Consider the following 14,728-nt stretch of genomic DNA (forward strand, 5'->3'; position numbering starts at 1 on the left):
CAAATTAGCCTGTCCTGACAACAAAATTTATGGTGTCTTTTTTTTTAATCATGTTTAAATTAAATTTTTAAAGGGAGCTAGCAACCATTCTAAAATGAGTTGTTGTACTTGTAAAAGTATAACCCCTATAACCAGTAGTCGGTATCTCTGCAAAATAAAGACCATTAGGATTCATAAATTCATCATCAAGCGCTTTCAGGAAAGATGGGCGTGAGATTGCTGGCCCTTCCGGAGCAGTCCCTGATTCCCCCGCAATAGCGGTACTTGATTTCCAAACACCTGGAATAAATGTAACGGTTTTGTTTACATCATCTGCTTTTATGGTAAAGAAGTGATAATATCTTACTTCTGTTTGGTCGTCACCGGATCTGTATTCTATATAATTAGTCCCATCGATATTATTAAACCAAAACTGCGCTCTTATAAGTGGTACTCCACTGGCTTTCTCTATGTCTCCTAATAACGATAAAAATAATTCCGAGTTTGGCCCTTCAGATTCTGTAAAACCGTGCATATAAGCATAGACATTATTTCCGCCTCCGGGTAATAGTAATTTATAATCATCTGTTAAAATCAAAGGTTTTTTACTATATTTAATTGTAGCACTCACTCCATTTGTACCGGTTGCAGTAAAATCCCCAGTACCGTCATCATAAATAAATTCGGTTAATTGCTGGTTATTGACTTCTACAGCCGGACTTACACTAATACCTGTTTTTGTGAAAGCAATGCCCATATTATAACTTATACCATAGCCCTGTTCTACAGAATTTGCAGTTGCAAATCGAGCTTTTGAAGCATAATTAAAATCCAATTTATGAATATCGGTACCATCATTAATTTCCAGTAATCTAAAAAGAGGGCGCTTATCTGAACCTATTACATTTTGAGCCATTTTTGTATTTAGTTCGAGATCTGTCCAATCTTCAGCTGTTGCTTTTATGAAGCGTAATTCTTGAAAACTACGATTGGTTTTAAAAATTATTTCACCATTTTCCTGTCCGTAATATAAAAATTGGAAATCTCCTTTATATCCTCTCCCTTTTAGTCCTACCGTAGGCGAATTATTTGAATCAGACAACAGGTGTATTCTGTTTTTGGTAGAGAACAATAAACTAACCGTACTTCCGATTTCAATACTGTAATCACTATTATAAATACTGGTATCGCTATCAAAATCAGATGCCATCGCTACTTTTCCGTCAGCAGAAAATTTAAACAGATGTGTAAATCCACCAAGTTGCGTATTATCGGTGTAATAAACTGCCTTCCATCCAAATTCAGACGAAAGCAAAACATCATTAAGCTCTTTTTTTTGGGCATTTATTCTTTCTGTTGGCGTCTTTTCAAATTTTTGTTCTGCTTCATTCTTGTCGCAGGCTCCTAATTGTGTTGCCAAAAAAGCAATAATCAGAAACTTAAATATATTTTTTATTTTCATAATGTTTTCTTTTTTACGTTAACCTAATCTCAATTAGTTTAATTTCAATTTAGTACAGCAGTAGTATTTTTTTCTGCTTCATCTCTTAAAGCATAAAAATCCAAATTGAACTCTTTTTTGAAATATCCGACAATAATAGCTTCTTTGGTTCTTATCGCAGCAACAGCTGTCTCACTAGTAATACCTGCCAAAATAGCGTCATATTCATCTTTAGAATTAGTTAGCATCATAGATGCCATTTCAGCAAAATCCTCATTAATATTTGATTTCGCATAAGCTGTAATAAACCCTTCTTCATTAGCTTCCTTATCTGAGGAAGCATACCAGTTTGCTGTGTACCCAAATGGTGTTATTTTTGCCATGGCATTTTCATCATATGGCTTATGCTGATTCAAAATATGAATGTATTCATGCTGGATCGTATGTATAAATTGTTTTACGTTTTCCTTATCTTTACCATCTACATTATCAGTTTCAAAAAGTGTGACTCTTTGCCCGCCTTCTGCCAAACCCAAAGTAATAGTTCCGGTTAAATCCAAATTCATTCCCCCAACCATTACAATTTCCCGTGGAGCAATTTTCTTTACGAAATCAGGACCGGCAATTGTTGTATAACTATCCAACCAAATTTTTTGTATAATTTCTAAAACAGGCTGTACTTTATCTTCCTGAGGCGGATACAGGTAACGATTATTGTCAACAGCATTCTGATTCCATTTATATTGAATATTTATATTATAAGGATTCAGGTAATTAACCGTAATCCAATTATCTAACGCTGATTGAGGAGGATTTATAAGATCTAATTGACTACCTTCAAGCTGATCCTCATGTGTACATCCCGAAAAAGCAATTGCAGCTATTGCCAAAAAAGTTATTGTATATTGTTTTACTATTTTCATGTGTTTGATATTAAATTATCTTGGATTTTTTTCGATACCATTTGTTGATGCCTGAAGTGGTATTTGTAATGCCCTGCGATTGTCATCTTTAGTTAAAATATCTGTGGGCTCATTGTACGTTTCATGTTTAACCTCTAAATTAAATCGTTTAATATCAAACCATCTGGTGCCCTCCTGGACAAAGTCTTTCCTACGTAATTCTCCTATAGCATTTATGTATGATTTTTGCAAATCAGTCAGAGCATAAAAGGGAGTATATTTATTCTGGATTGCAGGATATTTATTAACTATTAGTTTATCAGTTAAAATATCGGTTTCCGGATCATAATCCGTCGTTCTTGTTCCAATGAAATATTGCAATGCTGTTCTTGCCTCATCTGTTCTGTTTGCCATCACAAGTGATTCTATCCTGTTCAAATAGAATTCATCGTTACTCAATAATACTATTGCAATATATCCGTAACCAATACCTGCATTGGCATTTGTATATTTGAACTGTTCATTAAACTTGGGTATAAATGATGTATTATTATTGTAACTTAAGGATGAGTAAAGCCATTCTTTATTGAAAATATTTGTTACGGAACCTAAAATTTCATCTTGTCTGGCTAATGTAAGCTGAAACCTGTTTAGATAAAAAGATCTTGCATAATAAGACGTTGCTGAAGCAATCAATAAATTTGTTTCCTGAGTTGGCTCTGCATAAATTCTTGATCGAGTATCATAATCAAGACTCAGATAAGATTTAAAATCTCTTAGTTTTCCATCCGGATTAGCTGCTAATTGATCTGTAAGTTCAATAATCCTGTTCCAATTTCCTTTTATTAAATAAAAACGTGATGCGAAAGCTTTAGCAGCCTCTTTATTAAAATGGAATTTTGGCTGAATGTATTCGTTTGTAATGTATTTTAAACCTTCTTCTATATCACTTTCCAGAAAGTCAAAAACTTCCTTCATAGAATTTCTTTTGTATTTTTTGATCAATTCATCTTCCGGTTTTCTTACATAGGGTATTCCCAAATCTGTATCAGCAGTAGCCGGATCATAACGTTTAGACCAAAAAGAAACCAACATAAAATGTGCATAAGCCCTAGCCATCAGGGCTTCTCCTTTCTGCGGATTGAGGCTTGCCGGGCTGCCTAGCTGCTCAATAGCATCAAGTGCTTTATTAGCATGGGCAATTGCATTATAACAAGCATTCCAATAATTGGCCTGAGTGTCCGTACCATTACTATTGTTCATTTCCCAGTTATAGTTTTCTGAATTTATAGTTGTAAATAATCCAGCATCACCACTATCAAAAACATTGTCAGTCATAGTTTCGGCAAACTCTGCATAACATGCATTTGGGTAAGCATTAACCAGCAATTCAGAAATTTTTTCAGGTGTATCTATTTGTGTCCTGCTATCAGGGGTTTCAGAAAGAAATTCATCACAACTACTAATACTTATAAGTGGTAACAATGTCAGTAGAATTTTTAATTTTTTCATACTATTTATAGATTATAATGAAACGTTTAGAGTAAATGTATATTGAGTTGTAATTGGTAAAGCCACACCTCCCGCATTGCGAAATTCCGGATCCTGGCCGTTTAATCTTTTATCGGAATAAATTAATAATGGATTAACTGCTGATCCTTTTAATGTAAAATTCGATACTCCTAATTTTTGTTTGAAAGCTTTCGGGAATTCCCAACTTAGAGATACATTTTTTAATCTGACAAAATCTCCGTCTGCGATACGCACATCCGAAAAATTGTATGTGTTATAAGCAATTCCCAATGTTTTAGACTGGGCATTATAATTATTAATCAAAGCTTTATCTGCTATTACGGGTACATTAGTATTATTTTCATCTCCCGGATTAATCCAACGATTCGTAAAATCTTTTGTAAAAACAGTTAAGTCATTGTATTCGCTGGAATAAACAGGATTCAATCGAACTTTATTTCCTCCGGAGGCAACGACAAAGATGTATAATGACCAATTTTTATAAGTAAAAGTATTCGAAAGTCCAAAAGATTTATTAGGTTCTATTGACCCCTCATATTTTAAATAATTTGTTATATTTTCATTATCATAAAAATTTGCTCCGGCAATGTTATCCGATTGTCCATCTTTCATTACAAAAGTTGGCAAACCCTGATTATTTAATCCTGTAAAATGATAAGAATACAGGGAGTTTCTTGGATGACCAATAGTATTTCCTCCTGTTCCTTCAATTAAATCAAAAGCTGATGCCTGGCTCGCTAACTTTGTAATTTTCTGATTATATACAGAAAAATTAAAATTAGTTGACCATTTAAAATTTTCGGTAGTTATATTTTTAGAAGACAAACTAATTTCAAAACCTTTAGTTTCCATATCTGCATTATTGCCTTGTTTCATTGTTTGTCCACCAATTCCTGATGTTATTACATAATCAACTAAATCAAAAGCTTTACGGCTGTATATATCAGTTGTTAATTGTAGTCTGTTATTAAACACCCCAAGATCAAAACCTAAATTGGTTTCATATTGTTTTTCCCATGTTAAATTTTTGTTTTGTAATTGGTCTATACTAATCGCGGATTCTCTGTCGCTAAGATTTAAACGATCAGTGATAGAACTTTTATAAATTGCCAATGAATTAGTAGCCGGACCAGCCGTTGCGGTAAGTCCGTAGGAAGCTCTTAATGCTAAATTATTTATAGTTTCAATATCTTTCATGAAATTTTCTTCCTTAACATTCCATTTTCCACTAAGGGTATAGGTCGGCAGCCAACGGGATGAATTATTACTACCCTGCCTGTTTGAACCGTCATAACGTCCGGTAACTGATGCGGTATAACGTCGATCATAGGTGTACCCTGCTTTTCCGAAAAAACCTACCGTTCTTTCTCTCTCTTCATTAAATCCAAAATACGAAGCTCCTTCGTTCATAGTTTTCTCCAATATTCTTGGATCTGTAAAACTAGTAAGACCTTTATCGTACTGTATTCCATAAGCGGTAAAATTGTCGCTGTTTCTATTTAACGACCTTAGCTCTGTACCAAACAACCCCTCAAATTCATGTTTAAAATTTAGAGTACGTCTATAGTTCACGCTATTTCTTACATAATAGGAAGTCATATCGTCTGTATATTTTCTTAATATTCCACCATTAGAAAGAACCGCAACTTTTGGAGCTGTTAAATCATTTGGATTCTGATACAGAAAAATATTAGCATCTCTGACAGCAGTTGTTTCCTGGGCATTATAAGCTCCTACTATATTTGAATTTTCAAGAATTTTATGTTCCCTGCTAGTGTTTGCATAACGTGCGGAACCCGCAAGATTATAAGTCAGGTAAGGATTAACTTTATATTCTAAATCCATTTGGAAACGAATATCTTTTACCTCAATTTCCATAAAATTATTTTCAAGTTCATTTAAAATATTAAGAGGCGCCCAATTACTCCTGTAATATTCCAAATTCCCATTATCATCGTAAGGTCTTAGAGTTCTGTTTGTATTTAAGGCATATTTAAAAGGATTAATATCAAAATTTCGGGTCGTCGTTCCAAAATAACCATCTATTTCACTATCATAACTTCCGGGAGCACCCTGGTCCCTTATAGAATTTTGTGTAGTCAGCGTAATATTTAAGTCATCATTAATATAAAACGTTCCTTTTAAATTCGATGAAAATTGTTTTACATGATCGGCAATACTCCAGCCCGGATCACTATAATAAGCTAATGAAGCGTACATTGTACTTTTTTCTCCTCCTCCCGAAAAACTCAGGGAATGATTTTGGGCAATCGAAGGTCTAAAAAGTACCTTAAACCAATCTGTATTGGCTAATTCATATTTTCTTAAAAAAGCATTACGTCCAGCAGGGTCATTACTTACTAAATAGCTGTCTGTTTCGGGAATATAAGTATTAATTCCTCTTGCTAAAATATTATAAACACCCCCGTACCGCCCTTGTGCAGTTGAAGGCAGATCTAAAAATCCTTTAGCCTCCACTTCTTTCAAAATACTCATTGTTTCTTTTGAATTCAAAATATCATACTGGCTATAATTAGGGGTTGTTCTAACTGTTTGTTCTGATGAATATGTTATCTTTAATGGAGAATCTTTTCGTCCTTGTTTTGTAGTTACAACCACGACTCCATTTAAAGATCTTGATCCATAAATCGAAGTTGCAGACGCATCTTTCAGGATTTCAATGCTCTGTATATCATTAGGATTAATTCCGGCAACAGAAGAACTTAATACCGTTGAAGAATTACCGGAAGCCAAATCAGATACAGACACGTTAACAATATCTTCCTGCACAACACCGTCAATAACCCATAATGGTTTTGTATCTCCAAAAATTGAAGAAGATCCACGAATTGTAATTTTTGGTGTAGTACCAAAAGTTCCTGAAATATTCTGTACAGTAACCCCAGCTGCTTTTCCTTCTATCGCCCTGCTCATATCTGCTAATCCATTAACTTTAAGTTCGTCAATAGGAATTTTACTATACGCACCTGTAAAAGTTCTCTTCGAGGTTTTCTCATAACCTGTTACAACTATAATTTCTTTTAAAGTTTGCCCCTCTTCATTTAAAACAATTGTTGGGGAATTATTTTCTATTCCAATTTCTTTGGTTTCCATTCCAACATAAGAAACAACCAGTTGGTGACAATTAGCTGGTACGTTGATCGAAAAAGTACCATCAAAATCAGTTAATACAACACTTTTAGTTCCTTTGGCAGTTACTGTAACGCCCGGTAGAGGTACTCCGTTTTGGTCAGTAACTTTTCCCTTAATAACAGGGTCTGTAAAACTATTTGATTTTATATTATTCTGCAGAATAATCTGATTGCTTACTTCTATGTAATTAATATTGAGCGGTTTCAGAATTCGATTAAGAACACTTGACAATGGTTCCTGATTGGCCACGATAGTGACTTTTTGATTTAGTTGCGGTAATCTTGAATTATAAGAAAATTTAACGCTTGCAGACTTTTCGAGTTTAGACAATACATTATCCAGACTTAAATTTTCAACTGCAATAGTGACTTTTGTATCTAATTTCCTTTGCCCATTCAGATTGTTTGCCAGAGTAACACTTGAAAATACAAGCGCCAAGACGAACTGAAATAGCGTTATTTTCAAGATTCGATAAAGTAATCGTTGTTTACCAACTGATTTTTTCATAATTTTGATTTGTTTTGATTAATACTGTTCAAGCGTATTTTGTAGAAACACAATAAAATGACTCTTTCCAGAGAGTTATTCTATTTTATCAAGTGTCGGATATGCTACAACATTTCGACACTTTTTTTTTGTATTTTTTTCACATAGGCAATAATTGGGTTTTATTAAAAATTATTATATAGTTTGATTTATTATTACTTAATAACAGCCTTGTGATGTTATTACAATTTGATTGCCATTCATTTCAAAACTGGTATCGTTGCCAATACTCTTACAAATAATTCTAAGTTTTTCTGATAATGGCTGGTCACTTAAGGAAGTTGTTAAGTGACATTTTTTTAATTTATCCTTAGGGAAATCAATATCAACCAGATATGCCTGTTCTATTGTTTTAAAAATCTGATCTACAGGGATATCTGTAAATTCAAAACTTAATTGCTCAATATTCCCAACACTCGCGGCCAACATTTTGTCTTCTGTAATATTGGTTATCTTATTAAAACTTAAATCACTTCTTAAAAAGCGCAGAGCTTCATTAGGAAGTAAGACCACTTCGATCATTCGTTTTGAATTTGCAGCCAATTCGTTTGAACTTACCCTGACTTTACCGGTGCGAACAAGCACTTCAATATTTGGCTGATCTGAATAAGCTTTTACCCGAAAACTTGTACCAACTACTTTTGTAATAATTTCGTTTGCGTAAACAAAAAAAGGCTTTTGGGAATCTTTAGTAATTTCAAAGAAACCTTCACCGGATAAATAAACTTTCCTTTTGTTTCCTATAAAGATTTTAGGATAACTTAATTTACTTTTGGGTTCTAATAAGACAGAACTGCCATCAGACAGAGTAATTACTTGCGGTTTATCAGAATTGTTTGTTTGCTCAACAAGTCCTTCGTTATTATCATTAACAAGTTCTTTATATGTAACAGCAGTATTATTGGTTTGAAATTGATTTTTGAAAAACCAAACCGATAAAAAAGCAAAAAATAAAGTAGCTGCAACTCCTGTTAGCCAATACTTTTTTAAGTATCTGCCAGCATTGCTTTTAGTTGATTTATTGCGATTTTCTATCTCTTCAATCTTAATCCATGTTGATTGTAATGCAGTATTTAATGCTGAAGAAGAAATAATAGTATAAGGTACTTTCATCGCCAGCAATAAAAGCCGGGCATCTTCAACTAATTTAGCACGTTGTTGATTTTCTAAAGTCCATTCTTCCCAGCCTTGTTCATCAACTTTGGACAAAATCCATGTTCGGAATGATTCATCAGATAAGAAATCTTCAATTTCGATATAATAATTACGCTTTTGCATCTATAAATAAGGTTACAAAAACACAGAGGACAACTTGGTTATTAAGTACTCAGTAATTTATATATTTATTTTATTTTAAATAAATTTAAAAACACTGGAAGACAGCAATGCAATAATCGAAAAACTTCCCTTCCATTCCTTTCGAAGAGTCAGTAATCCGCGATGCAAAATATTCTTTGCCGATTGATAATTAACATCTAACATTTCTGCAATCTCTTCTACACCCAACCCTTGGCTATACCTTAAAAATAAAGCCTCTTTTTGACGTGGAGGTAAATCGTTTAATAATTTATTGAGGTAGAAAACACTTTCCGCAATTTCTTCATCCTCAATAAGTTCTTTCTCAACCGAAAAATCAAAAAGAAATTCAATTGAATCTGTAGTTGTAGTTTTTCTAAAAATACGATCCCGTTCATACAGACGTGCAATTCTCTTTCGTACACTTGACAATAAATAAGCCTTAACCACATTTGGTTCCTGCAGGGATTCGCGATATAACCAAACATCTGCAAACACGTCCTGGACACAATCCTCAACTCTTTCAGGAAAACGATAAAATGAGTTTCCATAACTAATTAAATCACCATAGTACTTTTCAAAAAGCAGAGAAAATGACTTTTCTTCACCTGCTTTAAGTTTATTCCAAAGTTCGTGATCATCATAGGTTCTCATTGTCAGAGCTCGGGTCTTCATAAGGAAATATTTTTTAGTAACAATGTCATTCTATTTTTTAATCATCAGACAAAATGAACATTATTCAAAGAATTTTATATCTTTAATAATTACTATTCCAAAATGTGAATTCTAAAAAAAACCACTATCAATTGGTGTAATAAAATATGATTAACGTATTTATAAGAATAAGAAGGGAGACTATAAAACTCCCACGTTTAAAAAGCAAACTAGCTTAACCATTCCTATTCAGCTTGTCATTCAAAAAAAAAAATCATCTGCAAACCTCATTAAAACTTCGTTATGCTATGGTACTCTTTTGTATCAAAAAGCTGCCTCGTTTGTAATAATATTGACTAAATCATCGGATTTATAGTTAAAAAACCTTTTGGCGATGGTATTCAAGAGAATTTTAGTCGGGATAAAGGACATCCGCACTTACTACTATTTATCATACTTATTGCTAAAGCAGTAAACAAAGCATTTATAACCAATGAAGTATGTAAAAACGGAGATAAAACGTTTTTTTTTATCGCCAAAGCAGTAATGTGTAAGAAATATCGAAACAACATTATACCAATAAAAACCAACAAGAAGAACAAGAAGAAAAATATAAACAACATAAAAAATTGCTTTCCTATTTGATGAAGGATTCTAATTTGTAAAATTGTTAAAACCTTCTTTTAATCATTTCATTCAAATTTAATGGTTGCGTATTTCCTTTTTTCATAATTACAGTTATCTCCTTCATAAATTCTAATTTCAAAATAATCCCAATATCACTGAGTTTTATGCTGAGAGGAAAGATCTTTCATAAATGGAATATAAACCCCTTAAAAGAAAATAATATAATCATTTAGAATATTTTACGCCTGTTAAGATTAGTACAAAAAGAAAAATATAGCCAAATTTGTAACTGCAATCGCAGCAATTCTATTTAAGATATTGATAAACTTTTTTGGGGGAAGTTTTTGATTATTCATATAAAATTTTCATTTTTTGAAGGTTTAATTGAATAATATCAATAATCCAAAATTCAATTTTAATGATTAACCTTGATTTATTGGAATAGATATTCAATTGCTGGTCTTTAAAGCCAGCAATTGAATTATAAACTAAAATAGCACAGATGCTTAAAGAAATAATTATAAATATTTTTTCTCAGATTGCTGATAGTGATATTTTATTTATCTGCCTTGCAATTGTTTATGGGTATTTTATTACTATGAAGAAAAAGAAGAAGAACTAAGATAAAGATTTACGTAATGGAATATTATATTAATAAGTCTCTGAAAATTGGAATCGTTTCAAGATATGGGAAATTTCAAATGAACATAACAAATTTGGACTTTACCTTTTACTGTTAAATTAAACTTTAATACAGCATATTACCTATATAGAAACGTAAATTTGGAAGATTATGTTTTTATGGACGGCCGTCTTATAATTTTATAAGACGGTTTTTTTTAGATTTTAGTCCTGCCAAAAAAAAACAACTAATTCAAAATATTTGTAAAGACCATTAAAAATTTATTTTTAAGATTGCCTTCCATTTTATTCTGTTATTTTATTGAAGATTGATTGTTTTTGCCTGCATTATGATTTCAACTTTATTGGCTTGCAGAAGTACCTCATTTGCATATTCTTTGCTGTCTTTTACCGTAATACTTTAAATCCATATTATTTTGTTACGATAATTTATTTCAACAACAGGGTCATTATCAGCACACCAAAAATGAATATCTTTGATATTTACCAACTTAGATGATGATAACACCAAAATACAAAAGAAACATTAATCGGATTTTTCCATTTGGTTTAATATGGCTGGTATTTAGTTTAATTTATACTATACTTGAACGAGGGCTGTTAGGCGACCTGAACTTCTACCCTTCATCAGGTCTTAAGTATATTTTTGGCCGAAATATTATAATAATTCCAGTACTGGCTACTCTATTTGGAACAATAATAGGTATACTGGAAATCCTTTACTTTAATAAATGGTTCATCCAAATTAGCTTCACAAAAAAGATTATATATAAATCTTTTGTTTACCTTCTTATCATTTCGTTCCTTCTCATCATAATATTTCTTACAGCCACGAGTGAAGCCACTAATGCAATTTCCAGCAAGGAATTTTGGATTGTTATGTTTTCCTATTTCACTGATTACTCCTTTCTTGGAATCCTAACATATATTGCCAGTATTATTCTTATGACTCAGTTCTATACTGAGGTTAGTGAAAGTATGGGGACAGGCCTTCTCAGTAATTTTTTCCTCGGAAAATACAATAAACCTGTAGAAGAAGAGAGGATATTTATGTTCCTGGATATGAAATCATCTACACGAATTGCAGAAAAGCTAGGACATGTGGTTTATTTTCAGATGCTCCAACAGTATTTTTCAGATCTGAGCGGTCCTGTAATTGATTATTCTGGCGAAATATATCAGTATGCCGGAGATGAAATGATTATATCCTGGAGATTAGAAAAAGGGCTAAGAAACAATACTTGTATACGATGCTTTTTTGCTATGAAAGAATCTTTAATGGACAAATCATTTTCCTATAAAGAAAAATATGGCTTAGTGCCACAATTTAAAGCAGGACTGCATTGTGGAAAAGTTACAACCGGAGAAATAGGTGTGTTAAAAAAAGAAATCATATTTACCGGCGATGTACTTAACACAACAGCACGAATTGAAGGGCTATGCAATCAATATGATGTTGACATTTTGGTATCTGATTCACTTGCTCAGAAGCTAGACCTTAGTCCTTACTACGAGGTAGAATCAGTAGGAAAAAATACCCTGAGGGGTAAGGATGGGCAATTCGAATTATTTACCGTGAATTAAATGTAATCAAGAGAAAATAATTATCCTTAATACTTAAGTGTTACTAATTACAGGCAAACTGCTTTTGGTCTTACCAAAATTGATACGTAAAAAGCAAATTATCAAAAATTTACTTATGGATAGACCTTTTTTTAAACTGTTTTGGAAACCTAACCAGCAATAGGATTAAAAATGGGTTCGGAATGCTATTGCTTAAAAAAAAACGAAAAATAGTATTGCTTCAAGATTTGCTTCTTCGATTACCTGCGAATGCTGCAAAGGAATACTATATACATCTTCGGCTAATACGATAGTTCTCAAAATCAGGGATGATTTAATGCTTAAGCCCTCTTCTGTCAAAATTATTTTAGATACTATTATCAAATGTTGTCTATTTTAAGTGCTTCAAAAAATCAACAATCAATTCGGTTACCTGTTCAGGTTGTTCCTGCTGTACCCAGTGACCAGCACCCTCAATAATATGAAAGCTTTGCATTTTTGTGCAGGCTTTTTGCTGCATCTGCTCTAAAGCGCCTGCAGGACGGAACCTTGCCCAATCGGCAATCCCTGAAATAAAGCAGGAAGGCACATCTATTGTGCGGCCTGAAAAAAGTTCGAGATCAGACCGGTTCAAGCCGCCCGTGGTGCAGCGGTACCAGTTTAAGCCGCCCTGGAAACCGGTACGTTTAAATTCCTGCGTATATACATCAAGATCGCTATCCGGAAGCCATTTACAGGCGTCTATCTCTTTCTGTGAGGGCATATCAGGAGCAACAGATTCCGGCATTGTTTTATCGAGATCCATAACATAATAAGTTGGCAGTTTGGCAAATTCTTCCGCCTTGCCCGAGGTAAGCGGAAATGGTTTATTCTGGCTCCAGTCCGCACTCTTTACATGAAAATAAGCCCGCTGAAAATCGTGTAGTCCCTGCTTGCAGTTCAGCATCTCATCATTGGCATTGCGTGATGAAAAGTAGCTGGTGCTGTCCTTACGGGGCCTTGATAAGGATACAAGTGGATCCTGTAAAGCAGTTTTCTGTTGCGCAATCGGTGCAGTTTGCAATCCAACGCCAAAAGGTAACGGCGGTACCCCACCGAAGGGACAGCTTAGCAAAACGACTGACCGAAAAAAGTCTGGCCTGACAAGCGCGCAGTAGGACGCTATGATGGCACCCACGTCGTGTCCGACGATAGTGTGGACAGATTCGTGCCCTAAAGCCATGATTAAACCGAGGGCATCTCGGGAAAGTTCATGTGTCCTAAAAGAAGCAAAATTTCCATCATATGTATTGTCCGATCCTGTTGTGCGTCCATAGCCACGCAGATCAGGGGCAATCACATGGTAACCGGCAGCTGCGAGGGGCAGCATTACTTTCCGCCAGCTGTAGGCAAGTTCCGGAAATCCGTGCAGCAGTAGTACAGCAGGGCGTTCTGGTGTTTCAAAACCTGCTTCCAGGACATGAACCGTCAGGCCATTGACTCCGGGAACATACCGTTCCCGAATGCCTGCCGGTAGTTCGATGTCCTTTAATTGTTCTTTTGTTGCAACTGAACTTGTTGTTTCTTCTGCCAGTACCTCCAAAGGGCGAAGCAGAACCGCTCCCAAAGCAGTAAGCGCTGTCGTTTTTACAAAGTTTCTGCGTTCCATATTTGCTGTTTATTAAAAGACTTTTTAGTCTTATTTTGATTATAAAAAAATGGTTTACCTGACCCAATCATTTAAACCCTGTAGCTTGACTATACTTGCTTGATCTCAAAACATTTCAATTCCATTTAAGTATTTTTATGACTGTCTGCATCGGCTTAACACTATCGGTTACTCTCGAAACCAAAGTTGCTCCCTCGAGCATCACCAGTACTTTTAAACAATACTCTTCAGGATTCAGTTTCTCTGATAATTCTCCTTCTGCTATACCCTGTTTTAAAATATCAATAAAAAGGATAATCGAGCCTTCGATCATTGCCTTTACCTTCTTTTTGACCGCTGGATTTGTGTTATCCGAGTCTACCCCGAAATTCAAAATTGGGCATCCGCCTTCAATAAACGGTACGAGAGGATTTTTACGAAGATCGATAAACGCAAAAAGTTTTTTAACCGCCGTTTTTTCTTTGGATATAACAGAATAAGTTCTGGCGGACATTTTACCGAAAATAAAATCTACACTGGCGATCGAAATCGCCTCTTTGTTTTCAAAATTTCCGTATATGCCTCCTTTAGCCATCTTTGTAGCTGCGAGTATATCATCTATAGTGGTTCCGGCTATTCCTTTCGAATTGAATATTGGCGCCGCCTGTTCAATGATAAACTGTTTGGTTCTTTCCGCTTTTCCCTTTACATTCATAAGCTGTAAAATAAGACCAAAAAGTCTAATTTTGAACATAAAAAAGAAAA

At 34.1% G+C, this 14,728-nt stretch carries 10 protein-coding genes; 1 reads left to right on the forward strand and 9 read right to left on the reverse strand.

The genetic code is table 11. The features are described 5' to 3' along the window. Positions 1 to 67: 67 nt before the first annotated feature. From HAV12_RS18405 to HAV12_RS18430, 6 genes are all read right to left on the reverse strand, one after another. The gene (locus HAV12_RS18405) at positions 68 to 1,441 is read right to left on the reverse strand and encodes a DUF4302 domain-containing protein (protein WP_171570938.1); all 1,374 of its coding nucleotides are present in this window, start codon (positions 1,439 to 1,441) and stop codon (positions 68 to 70) included. A gap of 44 nt (positions 1,442 to 1,485) precedes the next feature. Then, complete coding sequence (locus tag HAV12_RS18410) at positions 1,486 to 2,343, reverse strand: putative zinc-binding metallopeptidase (protein WP_171570939.1); 858 nt, start codon at positions 2,341 to 2,343, stop codon at positions 1,486 to 1,488. A 15-nt stretch (positions 2,344 to 2,358) separates the two neighbouring features. Further along, positions 2,359 to 3,834, reverse strand: a complete 1,476-nt coding sequence (locus HAV12_RS18415) for a RagB/SusD family nutrient uptake outer membrane protein (protein ID WP_171570940.1) — start codon at positions 3,832 to 3,834, stop codon at positions 2,359 to 2,361. A gap of 12 nt (positions 3,835 to 3,846) precedes the next feature. Then, the gene (locus HAV12_RS18420) at positions 3,847 to 7,515 is read right to left on the reverse strand and encodes a SusC/RagA family TonB-linked outer membrane protein (protein ID WP_171570941.1); all 3,669 of its coding nucleotides are present in this window, start codon (positions 7,513 to 7,515) and stop codon (positions 3,847 to 3,849) included. Positions 7,516 to 7,713: 198 nt separating this feature from the next. After that, positions 7,714 to 8,832, reverse strand: a complete 1,119-nt coding sequence (locus HAV12_RS18425; RefSeq protein ID WP_171570942.1) for a FecR family protein — start codon at positions 8,830 to 8,832, stop codon at positions 7,714 to 7,716. Between the two features lie 75 nt (positions 8,833 to 8,907). Then, positions 8,908 to 9,525, reverse strand: coding sequence for an RNA polymerase sigma factor (locus HAV12_RS18430; RefSeq protein ID WP_171570943.1), 618 nt, complete (start codon positions 9,523 to 9,525; stop codon positions 8,908 to 8,910). A gap of 1,746 nt (positions 9,526 to 11,271) precedes the next feature. On the opposite strand from HAV12_RS18430, the gene HAV12_RS18435 reads away from it, so the two are divergent. After that, positions 11,272 to 12,357, forward strand: a complete 1,086-nt coding sequence (locus tag HAV12_RS18435) for an adenylate/guanylate cyclase domain-containing protein (RefSeq protein WP_171571721.1) — start codon at positions 11,272 to 11,274, stop codon at positions 12,355 to 12,357. 192 nt (positions 12,358 to 12,549) lie between these two features. On the opposite strand, the gene HAV12_RS18440 is transcribed toward HAV12_RS18435, so the two are convergent. The 3 genes from HAV12_RS18440 to HAV12_RS18450 form a co-directional block, all read right to left on the reverse strand. Then, complete coding sequence (locus tag HAV12_RS18440; RefSeq protein WP_205423333.1) at positions 12,550 to 12,720, reverse strand: hypothetical protein; 171 nt, start codon at positions 12,718 to 12,720, stop codon at positions 12,550 to 12,552. Positions 12,721 to 12,727: 7 nt separating this feature from the next. Then, complete coding sequence (locus HAV12_RS18445; protein WP_171570944.1) at positions 12,728 to 13,984, reverse strand: alpha/beta fold hydrolase; 1,257 nt, start codon at positions 13,982 to 13,984, stop codon at positions 12,728 to 12,730. A 115-nt stretch (positions 13,985 to 14,099) separates the two neighbouring features. Then, positions 14,100 to 14,678, reverse strand: coding sequence for a TetR/AcrR family transcriptional regulator (locus HAV12_RS18450; protein ID WP_171570945.1), 579 nt, complete (start codon positions 14,676 to 14,678; stop codon positions 14,100 to 14,102). Positions 14,679 to 14,728: the final 50 nt, after the last annotated feature.

Source organism: Flavobacterium sp. CLA17 (assembly GCF_013112255.2).
GTDB lineage: Bacteria > Bacteroidota > Bacteroidia > Flavobacteriales > Flavobacteriaceae > Flavobacterium > Flavobacterium circumlabens.

Excerpts from the sequence above, each read along its gene's own strand:
- HAV12_RS18405 (WP_171570938.1), bottom strand. The coding sequence starts at position 1,441 with ATGAAAATAAAAAATATATTTAAGTTTCTGATTATTGCTTTTTTGGCA.
- HAV12_RS18410 (WP_171570939.1), bottom strand. The coding sequence starts at position 2,343 with ATGAAAATAGTAAAACAATATACAATAACTTTTTTGGCAATAGCTGCA.
- HAV12_RS18415 (WP_171570940.1), bottom strand. The coding sequence starts at position 3,834 with ATGAAAAAATTAAAAATTCTACTGACATTGTTACCACTTATAAGTATT.
- HAV12_RS18420 (WP_171570941.1), bottom strand. The coding sequence starts at position 7,515 with ATGAAAAAATCAGTTGGTAAACAACGATTACTTTATCGAATCTTGAAA.
- HAV12_RS18425 (WP_171570942.1), bottom strand. The coding sequence starts at position 8,832 with ATGCAAAAGCGTAATTATTATATCGAAATTGAAGATTTCTTATCTGAT.
- HAV12_RS18430 (WP_171570943.1), bottom strand. The coding sequence starts at position 9,525 with ATGAAGACCCGAGCTCTGACAATGAGAACCTATGATGATCACGAACTT.
- HAV12_RS18435 (WP_171571721.1), top strand. The coding sequence starts at position 11,272 with ATGATAACACCAAAATACAAAAGAAACATTAATCGGATTTTTCCATTT.
- HAV12_RS18445 (WP_171570944.1), bottom strand. The coding sequence starts at position 13,984 with ATGGAACGCAGAAACTTTGTAAAAACGACAGCGCTTACTGCTTTGGGA.
- HAV12_RS18450 (WP_171570945.1), bottom strand. The coding sequence starts at position 14,678 with ATGAATGTAAAGGGAAAAGCGGAAAGAACCAAACAGTTTATCATTGAA.